The sequence below is a fragment of the Sphingobacterium sp. ML3W genome, from assembly GCF_029542085.1.
GTDB lineage: Bacteria > Bacteroidota > Bacteroidia > Sphingobacteriales > Sphingobacteriaceae > Sphingobacterium.
The window spans coordinates 903137-925296 of sequence record NZ_CP107036.1 but is presented as its reverse complement, the minus strand read 5'-3'; the positions used below and the strand labels follow the sequence as shown (position 1 = coordinate 925296).

General features: G+C 47.0%; 12 protein-coding genes. 2 read left to right on the top strand and 10 right to left on the bottom strand.

The annotated features are described in order from the left end of the window. Positions 1-13: 13 nt before the first annotated feature. The 3 genes from OGI71_RS03870 to OGI71_RS03860 form a co-directional block, all read right to left on the bottom strand. Complete coding sequence (locus tag OGI71_RS03870; RefSeq protein WP_282253989.1) at positions 14-3349, bottom strand: SusC/RagA family TonB-linked outer membrane protein; 3336 nt, start codon at positions 3347-3349, stop codon at positions 14-16. Between the two features lie 472 nt (positions 3350-3821). Further along, positions 3822-4280: a DinB family protein gene (locus OGI71_RS03865; protein ID WP_282253987.1), complete on the bottom strand. Its 459-nt coding sequence runs from the start codon at positions 4278-4280 to the stop codon at positions 3822-3824. Between the two features lie 31 nt (positions 4281-4311). Further along, complete coding sequence (locus tag OGI71_RS03860; protein WP_282253986.1) at positions 4312-4713, bottom strand: helix-turn-helix domain-containing protein; 402 nt, start codon at positions 4711-4713, stop codon at positions 4312-4314. A 107-nt stretch (positions 4714-4820) separates the two neighbouring features. Here OGI71_RS03860 and OGI71_RS03855 point away from each other — a divergent pair, with 107 nt between their 5' ends. After that, the gene (locus OGI71_RS03855; protein ID WP_282253984.1) at positions 4821-5612 is read left to right on the top strand and encodes an alpha/beta hydrolase family protein; all 792 of its coding nucleotides are present in this window, start codon (positions 4821-4823) and stop codon (positions 5610-5612) included. Between the two features lie 121 nt (positions 5613-5733). Here the strand turns inward: OGI71_RS03855 and OGI71_RS03850 are convergent, their stop codons facing one another. From OGI71_RS03850 to OGI71_RS03835, 4 genes are read right to left on the bottom strand one after another with little or no spacing between them, the layout of a single operon-like run. Continuing rightward, positions 5734-7905: a S9 family peptidase gene (locus tag OGI71_RS03850; protein ID WP_282253983.1), complete on the bottom strand. Its 2172-nt coding sequence runs from the start codon at positions 7903-7905 to the stop codon at positions 5734-5736. Continuing rightward, a complete protein-coding gene (locus tag OGI71_RS03845; RefSeq protein ID WP_282253982.1) occupies positions 7895-10048 on the bottom strand; it encodes a M14 family zinc carboxypeptidase in 2154 nt (717 codons plus the stop codon). The genes OGI71_RS03850 and OGI71_RS03845 overlap by 11 nt, the downstream gene beginning before the upstream one ends. Before the next feature lie 11 nt (positions 10049-10059). Then, positions 10060-11511 (bottom strand): RagB/SusD family nutrient uptake outer membrane protein, encoded by a 1452-nt coding sequence (locus OGI71_RS03840; RefSeq protein WP_282253981.1) that lies wholly within the window; start codon positions 11509-11511, stop codon positions 10060-10062. 12 nt (positions 11512-11523) lie between these two features. Continuing rightward, positions 11524-14730, bottom strand: coding sequence for a SusC/RagA family TonB-linked outer membrane protein (locus OGI71_RS03835; RefSeq protein ID WP_282253980.1), 3207 nt, complete (start codon positions 14728-14730; stop codon positions 11524-11526). Positions 14731-15159: 429 nt separating this feature from the next. Between OGI71_RS03835 and OGI71_RS03830 the strand changes: the two genes are divergently transcribed. Continuing rightward, on the top strand, positions 15160-15456 hold the full coding sequence (locus tag OGI71_RS03830) for a hypothetical protein (protein WP_282253979.1): 297 nt from the start codon (positions 15160-15162) through the stop codon (positions 15454-15456). A 131-nt stretch (positions 15457-15587) separates the two neighbouring features. On the opposite strand, the gene OGI71_RS03825 is transcribed toward OGI71_RS03830, so the two are convergent. From OGI71_RS03825 to OGI71_RS03815, 3 genes are read right to left on the bottom strand one after another with little or no spacing between them, the layout of a single operon-like run. Then, a complete protein-coding gene (locus tag OGI71_RS03825; RefSeq protein WP_282253977.1) occupies positions 15588-17504 on the bottom strand; it encodes a TlpA disulfide reductase family protein in 1917 nt (638 codons plus the stop codon). Beyond that, positions 17497-18891: a RagB/SusD family nutrient uptake outer membrane protein gene (locus OGI71_RS03820; protein WP_282253975.1), complete on the bottom strand. Its 1395-nt coding sequence runs from the start codon at positions 18889-18891 to the stop codon at positions 17497-17499. The genes OGI71_RS03825 and OGI71_RS03820 overlap by 8 nt, the downstream gene beginning before the upstream one ends. Then, positions 18891-22136: a TonB-dependent receptor gene (locus OGI71_RS03815; protein WP_282253974.1), complete on the bottom strand. Its 3246-nt coding sequence runs from the start codon at positions 22134-22136 to the stop codon at positions 18891-18893. Before OGI71_RS03815 ends, OGI71_RS03820 begins: the two co-directional genes overlap by 1 nt. Positions 22137-22160: the final 24 nt, after the last annotated feature.

Here is a 22160-nt window from a genome sequence, read left to right as displayed (position 1 = left end):
CAAATTAATCAGGTTATAAAGATAAATTCACACCGAAGGTAAACACCCGTGAAGCCCAGGAACCCGTCTCCGGATCACCATACTCCCATTCTTTGGTCCAGGTGGCCACATTGCGCACGGTACCATACAGCTTCACCCGGTTCAAGTGATATTTGGATGTAAATGCCGTTGGCAGCGTATAGCCTACAGAAATATTGTCGAGGCGGATGAAAGAACGGTCGTAAAGCCGCTGTGCACCCTCGGCCCCGATGGGTCCTTTGGCCTCAATACGGCCATAGCGATCTGTGGGGTTATCTGGCGTCCAGTATTCCTTCGCTGGCAGGTTAGCCAGTCCATAAGCCATCCGTCCGCCATCATCGTCGTTGTTCAGGTAATTGCCCGACAGGCTTTTGTGCCCCATATACGAATAGATATTAAACGAAAAGCTAAGGTCTTTCCATAAAGTCAGTTCATTACGCATCGACCAGCGGAAACGCGGATCGGTCTGTCCCAAAAAGACCTTGTCGTTATTGTTGTACACCGGTTTTGTACCATTGGCATTGACCACATCATCTGCTGTATACACATTGGCCACTTTGGGGTCACCGGGTGCCTGCCCATATTTGGCCGCGTCGGCAGCTTCATTGGCCTGCCATATGCCTGTCACACGATAGTCCCATATCGTCCCGATGGGCTGACCGATAAACCAGCCATTCGAAATCTCGTCCATTTCCTTGCTGCCGACCACGTTCCCATTGGCATCCAGCACGTCTTCGTAATTCTTATACAGATGCACAATCTGGTTCTTATTATACGAGAAACTGAAGGTGGTGGACCATTGCAGCGTTTCCTTTTTGAGGTTGACAGTATTTAAAGTCAGTTCAATTCCCTTGTTGTCCACTTGCCCCAAGTTGGTGGTGATGCGGCTAAATCCTGTAAAATTGGGCAGCTTTTGCTCCATGATCATATCGTGGGTCTGCATCAGGTAGTATTCCAGTGTACCCGAAATCCGGTTCTTTAAGAAGCCGAAGTCGAGGCCAAAATTCCATGCGGTGGTCTTTTCCCATTGCAGATTGGGATTGGCCAGGCGGTCTACCATCAGGTACCGATACTGGAGGAGTTCGCCGGCCGAATTGAGGTAACCATGCATTTTGCCGCTGCCTGAATACAGGTTGGCAAGTGCCAGGTTGGGATCAGCAAGCTGTCGATTGCCATTTTTACCGTATGAAACACGCAATTTCCCATAATCCATCACATCGGTCCATTTAAAGAACTTCTCTTTGGTAAAGTTCCAGGCCAGGGCCAACGAAGGAAAGGTCGCATACGGATTGGAGGTACCAAAGGCCGAGTAGCCATCCCGCCGGATGGAAGCCGTAAGCATATAGCGATCGTCGTAAGAATAGAATAAACGGGCCAATAAGGCATCCGCTGTCTGGTGCGTGTCGTAGCTATCGAAGCTGCTGTTTTCCTTCGAGCCATTTTCGGTATTGTGAAAGCCCAGTGCATCCGAAGGTAAGATATTACGGGCCTCAATGCGGTCTCTCCAGGATTGCTGCTCCTCGGCTTCCTGCACCAAAGTCAGCATCAGTCGATGCTTGTCCGCAAAGGTCTGTTCCCAACTGATGGTATTGTTGAGCGACCAGTCGAAGCGTTTGGTCTGCTCGCGGTTTGCCCCACGATCGGCGGGATTAGATCCGGGGAGCTCGGCCGACATAAAATAGCGGTCGTGGAAATACTGCAGGCGCGGCGACGCGTTGAAGGAATAGGTTATGTTAAAAGGCAGTTTAATTTTCGCATTGAAAATGGAATTAAATACCGTATACCCTTTGTCCAGCTCGAGATATTTCTTCTGAAAATCATAGTTATAACCGCGCTGGCTGAACTGCTCGCTGAGTGGATATTGCAGGGGGTTGCCGTTGGCATCGGCATAATCGGCGTAAGGGCTATTGCGCAGTGTCTGATCCATATCGATATCGATGTTTCCGTCGGAGCGGTCCTGAAAATTCACATTCGCGCCCAATTCCAGCCAGTTGGTTACATGTGCATTGATTTTCATATTGGCGCGGGCAGCCTTGTATGTATCGCTGACGACGGTACCCTCATTTTTGAGGTACCCCATGGATAGGTAATAGTTGACCCTATCGCTGGCACCACTGACACTGGCGTTATAATCCTGGTTGAAACCCGTGCGAAAAGTATGGTCGGCCCAATCTACCGTTTTTCCGTCCAGAAAGTTCTGCAGTGCATTTCCCTGCAGGCCCAATCGGCGGCCCCAGATACTCTGGTCAGATTCGCCATTCTGATTGGTCGACTGCGCGCGCCAGGCATCGAGCGATAAGGATGAGGGCAATTGGCCGGGATTGAGGTAAAAGCCATAGGGCACGGTGAGGTTTCCGTTGTCGTCACGCGTTTGATAGGCCCCATAGATCCCCGTCGTCGGATCGATGCCATAGGTATTCTTGGTATACCAGTCTTCCCGATGCTGCATATAAGCTTCCGGACTGAATCTTTTGCGGTATTCGCTCAGTTGGGTAGCGCCCGCATTCATGGTCATATTGATGGTCGGCTTGCCCTGTTTGCCCTTTTTGGTACTGATGATAATGACACCACTTGCAGCCTTGGACCCGTAGATAGCCGCCGCAGAGGCATCCTTTAAGATGTCGATCTGCTCGATATCATCCGGGTTGATTTCAGAAAGCTCACCATAGAAAATCATCCCGTCAAGTACCAGCAGCGGATTATTGTGCCCGCTGTTGCTATCGTAAACCGAACGCTTACCACGCACCTCAATGGAGCCACCGCCTTTTGCGGAGGCATCATAGCCGATATTCATCCCTGCCGAACCACGGAGGATATCCTGTACGGTTTTGGGGTTTTCATTGGCAATGCGATCCGGATGGATCTGCAATACCGAGCCCGTCAGATCCTTTTTGCGCATGGTGCCATAGCCCACCACGACCACTTCATCCAGCTCGCCGGTGGCGGATGTTAACTGCACATTGTAGACCTTGGCCGGCGTCAGGTCAATTTCCTGGCTCTTGTAGCCCAGCAGCTTGAATACCAGTTTTTTTGCATCCAGGGGTACCGAAATAGCATAGGTACCATCAGCTTTTGACGCGGCACTGATGTTACTGCCGGGTACATTGACCGTCACTGCTGCTAGCGGCTGGTCATTGCTATCAGATATCTTACCGGTAATTTCGCGGTTTTGTACCTCAAGGCTAACCATTGAATCGGAGGGCACATTGGCTTTTAACGACATTGCAGGAGCAGCCAGCGAGACTAGACAGAGCAGGCAGGAACAGGGCATCCATTTGCCAGTTCCAAAGCGACAAAAGCGATTTTGTTTTAGTTTACAATTGTTTCCCATAAAGAAATATTCACTTTAGGTGATTTATAAATTTTATAATTGGCTCCCTCGTGTTAAGGGATTTTAACTGTAAAAGTGAAGAATAGCCCTTAGAAAAACAGGACTCGATCGTATCAAAAAAGTGCTATTTTGTCTCAATAACACGATTTTCAATATAAAAAATCAATATGAGTAGGTGGTTGGGTATGAAATTGTACCAGAAACTTCCAAAAAACAGAGCAGACAAAATTTAACTACAACGTTTTCGTAATTTAACTACAACGTTTTCGTATTTTTTATATTACAGAAATATACAGCGCTAAGGGAGCAATCTGTGGGATCAAATGAGACGCTCTCGAAGCAGGCGTTTAGTCAATTGCAAAATGTTGAGCCTATCTTTCAGATAAACATTGGTCATCATATTGGGATTACGCAATAATTCACTTGTTTAATGAATCAAAGCAGGATGTACCTTAATCTTCTATGCGTATAGCTACACAATAAACTTTCTGATGCTCATCATATAACCTAGATGCAGCCCTTCATGAAAATTATTCCATTCGAAGGCATCGTATATCGAAGTGAGATGAAAGCCCGTCCCCGTAGTACGTTCATGGTAGGTCACAAATTTGTTGTTGTTAAAATCACTGATCGTCGGTTCTATCTGTTCAAGGAGCAATCTTTTCAGCAAGTCGGCTTCCTGTTGCGCTACAGGTGCAGTAGGCTTTGTTCCGGACTGGTAGTTTAAAAAGACTTCCTCGGGAATGTGTCCTGCAACATCAGATCCAATATAAATCAATTTATGCTGTGTGGCAATGATATGCCCGATATTCCATATGAGGTTGTTGCTGAAGCCGTCGGGAATGCGATTGAGCTGTTCCAATGAATAATTTTCGAAGAACTTGAGGTAGGCCTTTCTGCTCGTTTTCCAGGCACTAAAGAGTGATTCCATGAGATATAAATAGGGTTAACAAGAGTGATCCTTATAGCTTTCCGCTTACCACATTCAGTTGGCAATAGTCATTGCCTGTGATTTTCCATTTTAGCCCCCAGTGGTGCAGATCAAGGATAATCTTCAGCAGTTCTTTACCTTTTGCTGTTGGGCTATAACGAATCTGAGGAGGTATGGTATTTTCAATATCTTCGGTAACGACAAGCGCTTCTTCTTTCAGCTCCTTTAAACGTTTGCTCAGGACCTGATCTGAAAGTGTTGGAAACATTTTTTTTAAGGTACTGAATTGCGATACGTCCTCTGCAATACAATATAAAATCTGCATTTTCCAACGCAGTGCTATTTGTAGCAATACTTCGTTCACATCGCATGCCTGTGCCAACGTCTGCAGATTTTCCGTATTGGTCGATTGTTCTTTTCGGGGTGTTGCCATTTTAAATATCAATTTACAGCCACTCACTTCAGGATGAGTTATTGTGTGGACAAAAGCTTGCCTATACCTTTGTCAGGTATTAAAAAACAGTATAAAATTATAAAAAAATGAAACAACTGAGAACTTTATTTCTGCTGCTCCTGCTATTAGGCGGTATCCTATCCGGCTACGCACAAAACCAAGGTCATCGCCCGACCTATGTGCTGGTGCATGGCGCCTGGCATGGCGGCTGGTGCTGGCAAGACGTCGCACAAAGGCTAACTGATGCACACTACAAGGTCTACGCTCCTACGCTGACCGGACTGGGCGAGCGTAAACATCTGATCGAGCCGTCGGTCAATATTGACACCCATATCCAGGACATTGTCAACCTGATCGAGATGGAAGATCTGCATGATGTGTATCTCGTGGGGCACAGCTATGCCGGTGCCGTGATTGCCGGAGTTGCCGATCGCATTCCGTCACGATTGCACAAATTGATTTTTCTAGACGCTATGATTATTGAAGATGGCCAGAGCCCCATTTCGTTGCAACCCAAGGCTGTGCAAGAAGTTCAGCTCAAAAACATTCAGCGCAAAGAAAATTTCGCTCCTTTTGATGTTGCTTTGTTTGGTGTTACAGCACCCAGCATGGTCGCCTGGGTCAAGGATAGGCTCAGCCCACAACCCTTTGGTACATTCGCCCAGCGGCTGCACCTAAAAAATCCATATGGCAATGGATTACCCTTGGTCTATATCGCATGCACGGATCCACAACTTCCCATTATGAAGGAGATGAGTGAAAAGGTGCGAAGCGACCACAAGCTCAACTGGCAGTATCGGGAGATCGCTACGGGGCACGATGCCATGCTCACGGAGCCGAAAAAATTGGCCGACATGCTTATGGAGCTCGTGGATTGAATTTTGGTTGATTGCCGAGAAAATAGACTTGGCAATCAACCAAACTAAGCAACCGCTGCTAAAGCCTTTTGGGCTTCAATATAAAGGCTGGATGCTCGATCATCATCGTAAAGCATAAGAATCAGTGCCGATAACGTTCAAAGAATTCATAAGTGCGCAACAGCTGATCGAGTCGTTGGCCTACATCTCCGGAGCGTGTGATCTCATGATCTGCGTGCGGGTGTCGGACGTATTCCGTATCGCGTCCCAAATATTTGAGCTGCTTGTACAGAAAATCACTCTGCACAGGGCCTGTACGATTGTCCTGCTCGCCATGGAAAATAAGTAAAGGAGTTTTTATCTTCTCGGCATAAGTTGTGGGCGATTGCGCCAAAAGGGTATCCCGCATCCCCTTTTCCCACGGAAAACCATCAAAATAGCGTTTCAACATGGGCCACACATTGGCGCTACCAAAAAATACATAGAGATCATACACCCCACGCTGACTGGATGCAGCACGGAACCGGCTCTCATGCGCCAATATCCAGGTGGTTAGATATGCACCATAAGATCCGCCAGTGATAAAAAGCTGCGTGCTATCGACAATACCGGTCGCAAGCGACAGATCCACAGCCTTAAGGACATCACGTGATGGTCCAGGTCCCCAGTCTTTAAAATTAGCTTTTAAAAACCTTTCCCCATAGCCGCTCGAACCGCGGGGATTCGAAAACAAAACCGCATAGCCACGTGCACGAAAGTACTGGTACTCGTGCCACATACTGGCATCCGCAGGACCGAACATCGAAGCTGGCCCACCATGAATCTCTACTAAGAGCGGATAACGTTTGTCCGTCTGGTAATCTGCAGGCTTCAAGAGCCAATAGTCGACCTCCAGCCCCTTTTCATTTCGAAAACTGTTTTTCTGTGCAATACCAATATTTTTTTCCGATAGCCATCCCGAATTGACCGCACTAATGACAGCACTATTTTTAAAATTGGCGTCCGCACGGTACAGTTCTGATGGATTTGCAAAAGTGGTTTTTGTGTAGAAAGCTTTCTGACCATTTACCCAATAGTCACCGATCCCCTCTTCCACCGAACTCAAGGTGCGTATATTGCCGGTTTTTATATCCGCGCGATTTATGGTACGTCCGCCTCTATCCGACGCAATAAAATAGACTGATTTTTCATCTGCTGAAAACTGTATATTACTTAGGCTACGGTCTACAGCTAGGCTATTACCTTTCCAGTTTTGGGTATCATAGATAAACAATTCACCGACTGTCAATGAATTCTGCAGGCCTCGATTCACGGCAACCCATTTTCCTGATGCCGATACTGCAGCCACCTGAAAGCGATGTATGCTATCCCCCAAAATTACTTTCCTTTTTTTATTAGTCAGGTCAAATAAGATCAGATCAGTCGATGCTACGCGGTCCGGATGAAGACCATTTTCGGTCTCTACGCTTAAAAGCACTTTGTTGTTTCCTAAAAATTCCGCTCCTGTATGGCTTCGAAAGCCCTGGGTTAAAGGGGCAGGCTGTGTTTTGGCGGCGAGATCCAAGATGTACCAATGTGTAAAGCGGATTTCGCCCGTCGTTGAATTTTCTGTCTGAAACTGCAATTTGTTGGCCACTTTGGCGATACCCTGCTGCTCATCACGTTTGAGATAAGCAATTATTTCCGCTAGTCCGCCGTCACGATCTTCTTGTGCAGGTTCAGCTAATAAGGATACATTATGGCTATCCGCTGGTTTTTCCGTCGACCATGGTGGCACATGGCCAGCAGGATTGAAATCTTTACTTTTTACCAGCTCGCCAAGTGTAAAGCTACTTGATAAAAGTACCTTCGAACCGTCTGGACTGAATCGTACAGTACCCAGCCCCTGCTCGAGCTTGGTTAGCTGTTGAGGCTCTTGACCATCTGATGGAAATAAAAAAAGCTGCGAACGTTTGTTACTTCCCTTGCCAACAGCCCATCTGCGTCCATCCGTACTGTACAAGATTTGTGTAAATTGCGGGTCCACCTTTAGCGGATCGGCCTTTGCTGCCGATGCAGTTCTGTTTACATACCAGAGCGTTTCATAGCGAAAACCGGCATGCTTGGTCGTATCGGCAACAATCCCGCGCACGGCATAAGCCAGTTCACTTCCGTCCGGTTTCACCTGTAGGTCAACGATATTTTTTATTCGAACCAGATCACTCGCCACGATCAAACTATCCGTAGCCGATGCCCCGGCAAAAGCTGGAGAAATACTCCCCAGCAGCAGACAAATTAGGTGGTGCTTCCAGCGTTTGTATTGACTAGCTTTCATTGAGTTTTTCGATTAATTTTTGTGCAGAAATACGGGCTTTGCGCTGTATAAAATCAGCGTCGGTGTTGTCGCCAATTTCATAGACCAATGCTTCGGCATTATACGTTTTATACAAATAGCTATACGCCGTGAAGGTCGATCCACCCAAATACAGGGGCTTTACCAGCGGTTCATACCCTGGAATAGCTTCTTTGACTGCGGCTATCCAGGTGGGAATAAAACCTGGAAACCGACTTGGCAAGGCAGGATCCACCGTGTAGTAAATATCGCTTCCCGTAGAATGAAAATCGATGGCAAAATAAAGGTCGCGGCCCTGCTGCTCGATTTCCCGTTTAAAATAATCGCGCAGCGCCACAGTCTCGGGCTGGTTAAATTTGGCCCAGTCACGGTTGAGGTCAACGCCATTGGCATTGGCACGCCAATGCCCTAGATCCACTCCGTCGGGATTAACGATGGGGATCAGGTAAATACTATATTTCTCACGAAACCGCTTTGCATCGTCGCTGTTGCCCAAGAGGTATTCGACAAAGCTGGCATATGCATAATGCCCTGTAATCTCAGGTGGATGCTGTCTCCCGAGGACCACAATCGCCTTTTTACTTTGCGGATTGCCCGCCACATATACGTTAATTGGCTTGCCAAGGGCCGTTTTACCCACTTCCTGTTTTTGTATTTGAACAGCAGGATTTACCTGTTCAATCCAGCTATATACGGCTTTGGAGGGAATATTTGCCTGTGCCGAGATCCATGTTCTCTTACTGGAGATCGGCAGGTCAAAAGAAGCACCGTTGAGCTTATTCCAGTTCGTTCCGTCTGTGCTCACTTTCGGGTCGTAGCGATGACGCACGCCAGAAGGATAGTCAAGCTGGATTTTTATCGTCGTATCGCGGGTGGACCAGACCTGAAAACCATACCAGGGACTCGGATTGATCGGCGTGCGTTCCGGCGCTACCTGCAGGTGGTACACGCCTTCACTGGATTTTGTGAGGCCATTCAGTCGGGCACCATCATAGTCATTGCTAAAAAAGACCCGTTGATCCACTGTGAAAGTGCCGCGTTCCTGTTTGACGATAGCTTGGGATTTGGTCGATTCATAGCTAATCGGATTCTGCCCTTTAAAATCCTTTTTCAGTCCGCCGATCTCGGTTTTCCCTTGATTAAACAAACTGTCCAACACCTTGCCCAGTTCTTCGCCACGGACATTCTTGGCAATGATTGTCCCCTTATCGTCCACCAAAAAATTGGCGGGAATTGCACGGACAGCATAGGTAGTGGCAATTTCGCTATTCCAGTATTTTAATTCGGAGACATGCTGCCAGGTCAGGTGATCGTCGGCAATACCTTTGAGCCAAGCTTCTTTTTTCTTGTCCAGTGAAATGGCATAAATTTCAAAGCCCTGGGATTTATATTTTTGATAATTGGCCACAATATTCGGATTCTCCTTTCGGCAGGGAGGACACCATGAAGCCCAAAAATCAATCAATGTATATTTCCCCAAATGATCGTAGAGAGCCTGCGGGTTTCCATCAGGGTCATTGGCGACAATGGCCGGGGCTTTCTTGCCTACGGCTACCTGCCGCGTCACGGCGATGATTTTGCGGAGATCCTGTATATAACGCGATTGCTGCTGAGGCCCAGAGAGCAGGGCGATATGCGCTTCCAGTTCTTCCGGAGACAATCGATAGGACCATTCCCTATAAAGCAGGTAGCTAGAAACGATATTATCCGGATATTTTTGGATGAAAGATCGTATATCGGGTTTGCGCTGCGCCCGATATTCTTCAAAGAGTTCCTGGCTTTTTGACCCAGATAAGGATACCGACTGTCTGTTGTCATCTTTTGCATCGATCGTCACTTTATTATCCCCTACATCCAGAAAAACATAGCTCGGAACCACATCCCGCTCTGTAGAAATGCCATACAGGTCCGGCAGCGGAAGTTGCTTCCGGAAAGCAAAGGAGCCCTTTTTCACCTGAGCAGAATCAATCACCGTAAATATTTTGTTTTCAAAACGTTGCAGATACACAACAGTAGCATCGCCATTCTTGACCGTTCCTTTGAGTGACAGGGTCTGTTGTTGTGCCTGTAAGGATCCTGCACTGGCCAGCAGTAAAGGAATAAGGAGTTTACTTGTCTTATTCATGTTTGACTAGTTTAGTTAAAAAGTTTATTGGCCGCCAATTCGGTATTCGGCGCTGGAAAAATATAGTTCTGGGCTGTTGTAGGTACCGAAGGTGTCTGTATATTGGCATCACCTTTTGCGGGCAGCTCTTTCAATTGACGGAGCAAATCATGTCCCCGCAAACCCTCACCGAGCAATTCAATTCGTCGTTCTTTGGCAATAGCTTCCAAGATGGCCGTTTTGCTTGCCAGAGCGGCCACAGGAAATTCAAAACTCGCATCAGATCGTTGGTGTACAGCCTTTAAGAGTGTCCCTGCGATCGTTAGCTGTTCCGCCTGCGCAGCAGCTTCTGCATAATTTAACAAGACCTCAGCATAGCGAATAACCGGAATATAGTCTACGTAGGGCGAAGCCTTAGCATACTTTTTCAGGTACTGTTTGTCACCATTTGCCTGAAGGAGGCTGCGCCGTTTGTCCGCCTGACGCCACTGCGTGTCGTTTAGAATACCATTTGGATTAAGATAATATTCTTTATTGACCAGATAGACATAACCTATCGCAGACTGCCCCGAAAGTGCATCTGTGGTACTCGCCGGCATACTTAAAATGGATTCCGGCGTGGTATAATTGCCACCAAAAATCGTCGTAATATCTGTCTGTAACTCATTCGCAACGCCTTGCTGCGCCTTAAATGGTGCAATTTGCTGCGGGACGATCTTTTTTGCTTCCTCCAGTACCTTTGCATAATTATTGATCGTCAGGTAAACCCTGGTTTTGAATGCCCGGGCTGTATTTTTATGTGCCCGCGTTGTATTGAGCAGTGCTGTTGAATAGTTTTCTGGCAAATCCTTTTCAGCCTCATCGAGATCGCTCAAGATCTGCTTGTACACCTGTGCAACCGTACTGCGGGCCAGATCATTGTTGTTTCCGTCGACCTCGGCCTGCAGGCGTAATGGTAGTCCCGGCGAGGCCCCCTGATCTTTGTTGTAGGGTTGCGCAAATACCGTTACCAAGCTAAAATAAGCTACTGCACGCAGGAACTTTGCTTCTGCAATATAAGCTTTGGAAAGTTCAGTCCCGATCACTTCAGTCCCGGGACTAAGGGCAGCAATCAGAATATTTGCACCGTTAATCGTGGTATAAGCCGCAGACCAGAGGTTGTTGATATCATTGGATCCCGAACTGTAGGAATTGTTCCAGCTTTCATAGGCTGTATAGCTATTGGCCGTAACATTAATAAAATCCTCGCCACGGACATCCTGGTAAAGGAGATAACGCCCGCCATACAAACTGGCTCCTTTTAAACTTTTATAAATGCCATTGACGACCCCCTCGATCCGAGCAGGCGTATCAAAGACGTTTTTATCTGATATAGATGTAGTCGGCACAGGAAACAATCCGTCATCCCTTTTGCAGGAGTTTAGGGTAGATACCAGTAATAATGTGCTGACTAAGTAGAGATTTCTTTTTGTGTTAATTTTCATGTTTTCAGATTTTTAGAATGAGACATTTAAACCAGCTGTCCAGGTACGTCCCTGTCCGATCGAGTTCTTTTCCACACCGATGGAGGTATTAGAATTTCCGTTGGAAGAAGACTCAGGATCTGTACCCGAATATCCCGTGATCAAGAAAAGATTCGACGCCTGACCATAGATCCGGATAGTAGAAAGTCCGATCTTATTAAACAGGTTACCACGGAATGTGTAGCCCAGCGTTAACTGTTGCAAACGTAGGAAATCAGCTTTCTCGGCATTTTGATCGATGGAAAATCCAGCAGAACCGTTTGAGATCACATCGTTATAGACCAGTCGAGGTATGTCAGTCTGCTGCCCTGCCGTAGTCCATCGATTGAGCACTTCGACCGAATTGTTGTAAAAACGCTGATCCAGTAGCGTACCTCTTGTACCGTTCATGACTTTATTACCACCTGCAAAGGTGAAATTGACCGCAGCATCAAAAGCTTTATAGCGGAATGAATTATTAAAGCCGCCGTAATAAGTTGGCAGTGCCGTCCCCAAGACCTGATAGTCGGCTACCGTGATCGGATTAGCAATGCGGCCGTCCAAATAGGTCCAATTGCTCTGTCCTGAAGCTACCGCAGCACTATATTGCACACGCTCGCCATTTTTATTGATAAATATCCGCTGCCCATTTTCAGGATTTACACCATCAGTGACTGCACCGTACAGGCTACCCACCGCGTACCCCACACGTGTAATGTTGTTGGCTTCAGTGGTGGTGTGCGTATAGCCAATGATATCAGCATTGCCGGCAGACAGCGATGTGACTTTATTTTTTACATGCGTAAAATTAAGCGATGAGTTCCAGGTAAAATCCCTTTTTTTGACGATATCACCACTGATAGCAAATTCGATCCCGCGGTTATACATGCTGCCGACATTTTTAAGGATACTGTTACCTGGAATACCTTTTGATGGCGACTGTGGTACATCCAGAATAAGTCCATTCACATTGTTTCTAAAGTAATCGACATCCACATGCAGGCGCTTATGCGCTAAGTCCAAGCTCAGCCCCAAATTGGTCTGTTCGGAAGTCTCCCAGCCCAGATCCGGATCACCCGCCTGCGACATGCTCCAGGTAGGCACTGTTCCATAGAGCGATGAGCTATAGAGGTTGAGCGATTCATAAGCCGAAAGATTTCCATTGCCGACCTTACCCCAGCTCCCCCGGAAACGCAAGTCGCCCAGTAGGTTTGCCAAGCTGCTATTCTTATAGAAATCCTCTTCAAAAATAGACCAGCCCAGCGACACGCCACCAAAATCACCGTACTTGCTGTTTGCTCCCAAAGCCGAATTACCATCCCTTCTAAAATTGGCCGTCAGGAAATAGCGCTTGTTGTAGTTGTAAGTGGCACGGACAAAGGTAGAGCGGTAGAAACGCTCCGTAACACTCCCGCCAGCCCCGGATAGTGTTGTCCAATTGCCCTGAAAGTTTTCAAAAAACGGATCAGAGGCGTTGTTTTGCGATGCATTCCAGCTATCGTTGTCGTATTTTTGGATATCGTACCCCACTAACAGCGTCAGGGCATGCTTTTCGGCAAACACCTGATCATAGCTTAGGCTGTTGGTAAAATTCCAGTTGTTGCGCAGACTGCTCACATTGGTGACCGATCCACCATTTGTATAGCCCGATGAGCCCAGATTGGGGCTCAAATACGTTTTGGTAGTGGACAGGTTACGGTCTACCGCATAGGTCGTGGTGAATTTTAAGTTTTTCAACAAATTGAGCGAGGCATGCAGGTTTCCCAAGATATGATCATTCCCAGTCGTGTATTTGCTGTAGGCAAATAATGCTTCAGGATTGTAAAGTGTGTTCGTAAACAAGTTGGCTCCGGACCCTAATAAACCCGTGCTGCTTAAATTGTAGCTACCGTCATCTTTATATGCTGAAACATTTGGCGGCAATACCAGCGCCAATCGAGCGCCACCGATCAACAGCAGCTGGCTGCTGGGCAGTGAACCCGAATTTTTGGCGTCGTTGAAGGTATTGTTGTAAGTCAGGTTACTACCAAGCGAGAACCAATCGTTAACTTTATGCTCTATATTAAACCGCAGGCCCTTCCGGTCGAAGCTGTTTTTTGCAAAAAAGCCTTCCTGGTCCGAGTAATTTCCCGAAAAATAATACTGTGTATTTGCGTTGGCTCCGCTTACGGCGAGGCTATGGTTGTGGCTATAGCCGGTGTTATAGACATGATCGTACCAATTCGTTTCAACCAGCTTACCATTGGCATCATACTGCGGGAAGAAAAGCGCACTAGCCACCTTATCGTTGGTAGCGTTTCCTGACAAGATCTTGTTGTTCAATACAGCTTCATTTTTGATATCGATATACTGATTGGCATTCAGCAGCTTAGGCAAACGTGTCGCGGATACCGCAGAGCCCCAGACATCGTAGGTGACTTTTGCGCGGCCTTGTTTACCTTTTTTGGTCGTTACGATCAGTACACCGCCTGCTGCCCTCGAACCATAGATTGAAGTAGAAGCCGCATCTTTCAATACATCAATAGATTCGATATCCGAGGGATTGATATCCGCCAGCGGATTATTGGCCACATTAGATGTACCAATATTACCCGTATTGACGGGAATACCATCGATGACAATCAAAGGATACGAACTGAGGGATATCGAATTCAGGCCCCGCACCCGTATAACAGGTGGATTATTGAGCAATCCATTCGGCAAAGATATACTTACCCCCGAGGCTTTTCCCGCCAGGGCCTGGTCAAAACTTTGTACAGGGATATCTTTGATTGCTTCTGCGGATATTGTTGATGCTGCACCCGTAAAGTCTTTTCGTTTTTGGGTTCCATAGCCCACGACGACGACTTCTTCCAGCGTACGGTCCTCACGCACCAAGCGTACAGTATCCCCCGGCTCTTCAATAAGGGCGATTTGCTCCTTATAGCCGACGGATGAGACGACGACACGTGCCGGTAGCTTTTGTCCGGTGACAAAAGCAAAATTGCCCTTTCGGTCTGTGGTCACAGCATGCGTAACACCATAAAGCTTGACCGTAGCACCTTCAATAGGCTGGCCATTTTCGGCATCAATCACCTGCCCCCGGAAGGATGCATTTATAATCGTTTTTGGAGTTTCCTGTGCGTAAGTTACCAATGGCTGTTCTGCCAGGCCTGCCAATAACAGGTACGCCGAATAGTGTAGTATTCTTCTCTTATTCATAGGTAGAATCGTTTAGTTTAAAAAATAGATGTACTGGCCATAAACATGTTTATAGCAAAAGGATAGTGAGCAATACCCGAATTATTGCCCTATTTATCACAAGAATTGGAGAATTTTACTAGCTACACATTCGAGGCGCAGAGAACGCCCTATAAGCTTTTGGAAAAGATGGTGTACTTACTGTGAAAAGATGGTTTAGATAATGCTGTTTCATTTTTACTTTGTTTAGATAGTGATTAAATCGTCGCCAACGCCAATTGAAACTACGATTAAACAAATGTAAGCATTAAAATAAAATAATGTATACTAAAATAGTAGATTTTTTTTATTGATCGTTGTGATCGTTCTTACAAAGGGGACCAAAAGCCGTCGATTTGTTTTTTGTTGAACTTTTTGTAAGGAATTTTGTTCAATTCTTAAAAAGAAAGCATGAAAGCACAAATCGGACTGATTATCACGGCAGTTGCTGGAGCAGCATTGCTTGTATACAGACGCTGGAAACAAGGAACTGTACAAGAATCAACAGAAAAAACAGATGGCAAACAGACGGGCAATCTAACGAACCCACCTTCTTGGTACCGCCCGCTTAAAATGCCTGAAATCGACACGATTGATATTGTGTCATTGCAATATGTGCCCGTATTGGTATCGCCTAACAGAAATGATGCGGCGCAAGGGATCAACAAAAATATTTCGTATTACCATAAAGGCAATAGGCATCAATAAGGTAGTAACAAAAAACCTTATTGAAACCTCAGGATCATGAATAGCTACCACGACAATAGCTCATTGCGCTAATTTTTCATTCCTTTGCTTGCCCGCAGCCAGGTCAAACAAAGGAATGAAAAAACAACGCATTATTGTTCCAATTCTTTTAAGTATTCGATCATGGCATCGAGGCTTTGCAATAGCTTTTCACCTTCAAACCCCACCTTTCGAAAACGAATGTTTCCTTTTTTGTCCAGGATTAACGTTGTCGGAATTGACGTTATTTCCAGCCTGCTACTGAGCTTTTTATCTTGGTTGTAATAAAATGGAAAGTCAAATTGGGGATTGGCCTGTGCCCATTTGTAGGCGTCGTCCCAGCTATTTCCACTGCCCGAATTGAGTACAACGAATTTCACTTGCGGGTCGTCCGCATATTTTTTGTACACCTGATGCAAATAGGGAAAAGAGGCAATGCAGGGCTTACACCAGGTAGCCCAGAAATCAATGATGACAATCTTGTCCATGAGTTCCGCTTTCAGCAAAGGTTTCTTGTCCATATCAACTAGGCTGATGTCTTCTGGAAATGGTGTATTGCCGATGATTTTCTGAAACTCCTGGTAATACCCCTGTTTCCATTGCTTGTCAAGCTTGCTAAAATAAGCTTGCCGTTCAGCAGCATTGCTCATCCCTGTTTTAACGAGCGCGCTGTCGAGAAGCTGCCGGATCGCTGGGTCAAAAGGAGCATGCCGATAGGCTGCCTCCAATACGGGTATAGCACTGGTCGGATCATTCCACTGTTGATACTGCACGGCCACTGCGCGGAGCAATGCCGCCGATTGAAGTGTAGGGATGCTTTTGGCAAACCATTCTCGGGCAGCTTCGGGCTGATTTAGCTGAGCGGTTATCAGTCCCTGATTGGCCATAATTTCAGCTTTTATCGCCCTGAGCTTATCGGCCTTGGCCGGATCATGGGCAACGAGATAACCCGTTTCCGGGAAATAGCGTATTAGACTCACGGGATAGGCCGCAACACTATCAAGTAGATATAAATTGAGTTTGGATGCATCTTGCAGCATTAGCTTATGATCCAATAGCAGCTGCACATACTCATTGTAGGTGCGCCATTTATAGGGATCTTGTTCCCAACTGGTAATCAGGGGCAGATATTTCCGGGCCTGTACGCTGTCGCCGTGCCGCACATAGTAGTTAAAAAGATATTCGTAAGCGCTGCCATAGGCCGTCTCATTATCGGCCGTTTTGAGCGAAAGAAGCTCCCCTATCTTCGCGACCACGGTGGCGGAATCCTGCTCGCGGAACAATTTATTGAGCCGATAAGATATCCCGATCTTCTTGTTGGGAAACTCGTTGATCACGACCTGACGGATCGAATCCACTTTTTGGTTCTGACCGAGTATCAGATAGCCCATGGTCACCTTGTTGAGGTTACCTTCAAAGAGTGGATTGCTTCGGAATTTCTGTTCCACCACGGCCAAACCCTTTTTCAACAGCCGCGCCTGCTGGGCCGGACTACTGGTTTTCATCTGTAGCACAATCAGACGGAGCTGCGCCTCATAGTTGTCGGGATATAAGCTCAACTCTTTTTTGAGGTAATATTCCTGTGTCGCAACGATATGATCCGAGGTTTTATCCTGAACCGGTACGCTGTAGGATTTTCCCAGGTAATTACCAGCAATCAGTTTCCCCTGCTTATAGACGTAGATCTCATATTGACTGCTATCGCTTGCCTGCTGTACAAATTTTTTGTCTTTGTCGGCGATCGTAAAGCAGGAAAAGTTGGCATAGGCAGGCAATTTAAACCGTACACGCCACAGTCCGCCTTCTCGCTGCATGGGCATCCGGCTCGGGAATTCATAAAAATTCGAATAGTTGAAATCCACGAAAAATGGCCCTGCACGATGAGCAGCAGCAGATTTACCCGGATCAAAGCTGATGGTCACGGTATCACCGGCCGCTGCTTTTTCTGGCAAAATGCTGACTTGTGCCTGCAACAGCAGGCTTGCCTGGAGCAGGCAAAGCAGCAACGCGTATTTGAATAGCTTAATCATTCTGTTGGAGGTTAGCATTTGTGATTAAAATAGCACTGGCGATCGGTATTTTGGTATCGCTTTCACTAAAGTCTGTTTTGACCTTTGAAAGTACAGGCAGGGCCCTGTTCGTGCGGACCAGGTCAAACCAGCGGTGGCCCCATTCACCGAGCAGTTCCAGCTGGCGTTCTTTTTCAAGCGCCAGGGCGATGCCCGCCTTGTCCATCGTTTGTGGCAGCGCGGCAAGGCCTGCACGCTCACGGATCAGATTGATATCCTGTAGTGCCGCCTGCAACTTATTTTGGTTCAGCCGCGCTTCGGCACGGATCAGATACTGCTCGGCAAGACGCAGCACGGTATTGTATTCGGTAACAGGTGTGCCCGTACGCAGCTTGTACTTATAGGGCATATAAAGCGTCTTATTACTTACAACATAAGGCTTTAACCACATTGTTTTACGTAAGTCATTATCTTCATAGGCCGCTACCGTGGTATCATACACCTGATAGTAACTCCGTGCCGTAGCTACTGCCGGAACGATACTGAAACCTTCCCAGGTGTTGACCCCGGCAGTAGAAAGATTAACTGTCTGCAGCTGCCAGATCGCCTCTTTGCTCGTTTTCAAAAAAACGGTATTTAGATCACGCGACAGTTCATACCGATTATCAGCGATGACTTTGTCGGCCATCTCTTCGGCATTAGCCCAGTCTGCGTGATACAGATATACCCGGGCCAATAGCGCGTCAACCGCTTTTCTATTTGGGCGGGTACGCTCATTGCCCTGATAGGCATCAGCAATATCGGCAGCAGCTTTCTTCAGATCATCCACCATGAACGCATAGAGCTCCTCCCGGGAGGCCGGACCTTTTCGGTTGTTGGCCTCCAGATCTTTGGTATCCGTGATCAGGGGTACTTTATTGAAGAGGTTGCTCAGGTAAAAGTAATTGAACACCCGCGTAAAACGGGCTTCAGCCGATAGCTGTGCCTTTACCGTGCTGCTGAGTGCCGAAGCTTCCACGCCCTCGATAATCTTATTGCTGTGATTGATATAGCTATAAGGTTGCGACCAGAGCCGATCGAGATACGAGGTCGCCGGACTTAGTTTATTGTATTTGTACTCATCGTAGGTTGTAAAGGCTGAGTTGTAATCGTCGGCCAGACTGGACAGCACAATGGTCATCAGTCCACTGGCAAACTGGTTGTTGTAGTTGTTCATACTGGTATAGAGTCCGCCCAGGGTTGCTGTGGCCGTCTTTTCGTCACTGAAGGCCGACTCTGCCGCCACTTCTGTCTTGGGTGGGTCCACTGCCAGAAATTTATTGCAGGATATGTTCATCAGTGGTGCTGCAAAAAGGCTGTAGATGATATATTTGTTCATGGGATAAGTCTTTAGTCGTTTTATGATCATTAAAAAGTGAGCTGAACCGCAAAAGTATAGGTACGCATCGATGGCGTGGCGCTGCTCCGTACCGAACCAAAAGGATTGACATCCGAGAGATACGTGCGGTCAAAACCCGGCATCTCCGGATCCATCCCCCTAAAGCTTGTCCAGGTAAAGAGATTCTGCGCATTGAATTGTACCAGCGCCCGGCTGATATTGATCTTCTGGGTCCATTTGGAAATATCGTAACTGAGCGATACATTTTTCAAGCGGATGAATGAAGCGTCGTCCCATACAGCTGATGAATAGCGGTAGTAATTACGATAAGCTATGTTGGCTTCGTTGGCGCTATTGGCGGTAGCGCGTGGCACATCCGTCACATCTCCAGGCTGCTGCCAACGGTCTAATACATATTCATCCAGATTGGCCAAAGCGCCAATGGTCGTCGCCAGTGGGCCATACCCAATGGATGGTCCCTCCTGTTTGACAAACTGAAAGAGGAATCCAAGGCTCACATTGCCATAACTTAGATTATTGCCGATACCACCATAATACTTGGGCAGCAGTGATCCCAAAGTCACATAGTCATTGAAATCACTGATCTTCCCATCGCCATCCACATCCCGGAATTGAGCGACCCCAGTTTGCGGATCCACTCCGGTAAACTGAAATCCACGGACGATACGTGTGGACTCGCCAATGACGTATCGCCTCGCATCACTGCTATTTGCAAGTCCAGGATATTCGAGCAGGGTATTGGATGGAAAAGTAATATTGAAATTGGTTTTCCAGCTGAACTTTTCCTTTTGGATATTAACACTGCTCAGCTCAAACTCCAAGCCCTTATTTTCGATCAGTGCCGGGGTATTACCAAAATAGGAATTATAGCCCGTCTGCGGCGCGAGCACGATATTGATCAACTGATTATCCGATCTATTGTTGTAATAATTGGCTGTGAGGAAAATACGGTCCCTGAGAAAACCAAGGTCGAGGCCCAGTTCTTTCTTTTTAATTTCTTCCCATCCAAAATTGGGATTAAATACCCGTGCCGGATAAAGCCCGGTGATGCCCTGGTAGGCAAAGCCCGTTCCCCAGGTATCTAGGTACTGGTAATCTCCGATCTGGTCATTGCCCGTCACCCCCCAGCTGGCACGCAGCTTTCCGAAGCTAAGGATAGACTGATCCTTTAAAAATTCTTCGCTGCTGAATACCCAGGCGGCACCTATCGACCCAAAATTACCGTACTTATTGTTGGGGCCAAAGCGGGACGAGCCATCCCTTCGGTAGCTAACATTCACAAGGTACCTGTCGGCATACGCATAATTGATACGGCCAAATGCAGACTGGTAGCGGTAATCTGCATACTGATTGTTGCGGATCGTAATGACACCTGCGGCAGCCATGTTGCCTAGCTGGGAATCACTTGGGTAGCTGCTGCCATCCAAGTATTTACCTTCGCTGATCCGCTGCTGCCAGGTACCGCCCAAAAGGAACTTAAATTCATGTTTACCAAACGTTTTGCTGTAATTCAATTGTGGCTCAACGATGTAGGACTGATAATCCGAGTTCCCGTAAGAGGCCGTTGACCCTGTACTGGTCAATGGATTAAATCCGGCATTGGGCAGCAGGCGTGTCTGGTCCATGCTTTTGAGATTATACCCTACATTGATTTTAGCAACCAATTCGGGCAAGATCGCGTATTCAGCTGAAAAGTTGGCCAGCAGGGATTTTGATTTAGAAACACTCGACCGCTCCATGTAGGCGGCGGGATTCTGCAAGGTCTGCTGAAACCAATAATAGTCGCCCTTTTCGTCGTATATGGGATAATTGGGCGCCAGGTTATAAAACTGCGCAATATCCGTCGACACTGTATTGTTACGGTCCAGATTGAGGTTGAAACTGCTGTTGAGTTTAAATCGCTGATCTTTGGACTGCGTAGACAGATTCAACAGCGCACCTCCACGCTGATAATTTTGATTACCGGGCAATGGATCACCCTGGCGATTGAAATTGGCACTGGCCAGGTATTGGGTATATTCGTTTCCACCCGAAAACGACAGCTGATACGTTGAGAAAGGAGCACTTGCACCATAAAACTCTTTTTGCCAGTCGCTGTAAGCAGACTGATCCCAGGTCAGTAGATCCGGCGCATTATCTGCCGTCGCGGTCCAATTATCGTTTTTAAATCCTTCCTTACGGATTTCCAGATATTGCTCGGTATTGAGCATCTTCAGATTCCGAATGGCTTTACCAGAGCCAATATTGGCATTAAAATCTATTTTAAGCCCGCTTTTATTTCCTTTTTTCGTGGTTATCAGGATCACTCCATTCCCTCCTCGGGAGCCATAAATGGCTGTTGCATCGGCATCCTTAAGCACATCAATCCGTTCAATATCCTTTGGATTGATCAGGCTTAGTGGGCTTTGATTCCCATTGGCCGAGGCAAACTGATTCATGTTTTCGTCCGAAAATGGAATACCATCGATAATATAAAGGGGACTGCTGCCATTGCTCAGTGAATTAACACCACGCAGTTGCACCTGAAAAGAGCTACCCGGCAGCCCCGAATTGGATGCGATATTGAGCCCGGCCACGCGGCCCTGCAATGCCGCTAAGGGGTCTAATACCGGCTGTGTCTCTATTTCCTTGCTGGTCACGCTGGATACGGATCCCGTATTTTTGCGTATCGATGATGTACCATAACCGATAACGACCACTTCATCCAGATTACCCGGGTCTATATCAAGACTTATTTCAATGCTGCCGTTGCCCGCAAGCTTCACTTCCTTGCTGCGATAGCCAACATAACTCAGGAGCAGTATATCATCCTGCAGCAGCCCATTTAAACTAAAACGGCCGCTGGCATCGGTCACTGTACTGACTACCTTATTTTTAACACGGACACTGACCCCTTCAAGCGCTACACCGGCAGCATTGCTGACCCGACCACTGATCGTAGCCTGCTGGGCTTTGCCAGCTGCTTTCCCCTGGAGCACGATGGTGTTTTTTACAATTTGGTAGCGGATGCCTTTTCCCGAGAATGCCTGTTTAAGTAGTTCCGGGATATTGGCATTGGTCAAATTGACATCGACACGCAGATCGGGGCTAATTTCATTGGGATCATACACAAAGCGATAATCGCTACGCTGCTCGATGGCTTTGACGAGCTGTTTAAATTGAACATGTTCGGATGGCTTGTCTCCCTGCTGGCTAAAGGCATAGCCATTGACATGCATCAGCATAAATAGCAGTGTTTTTACGGACTGTTTCATAGGGTATTTAGATTGAAAATTCGT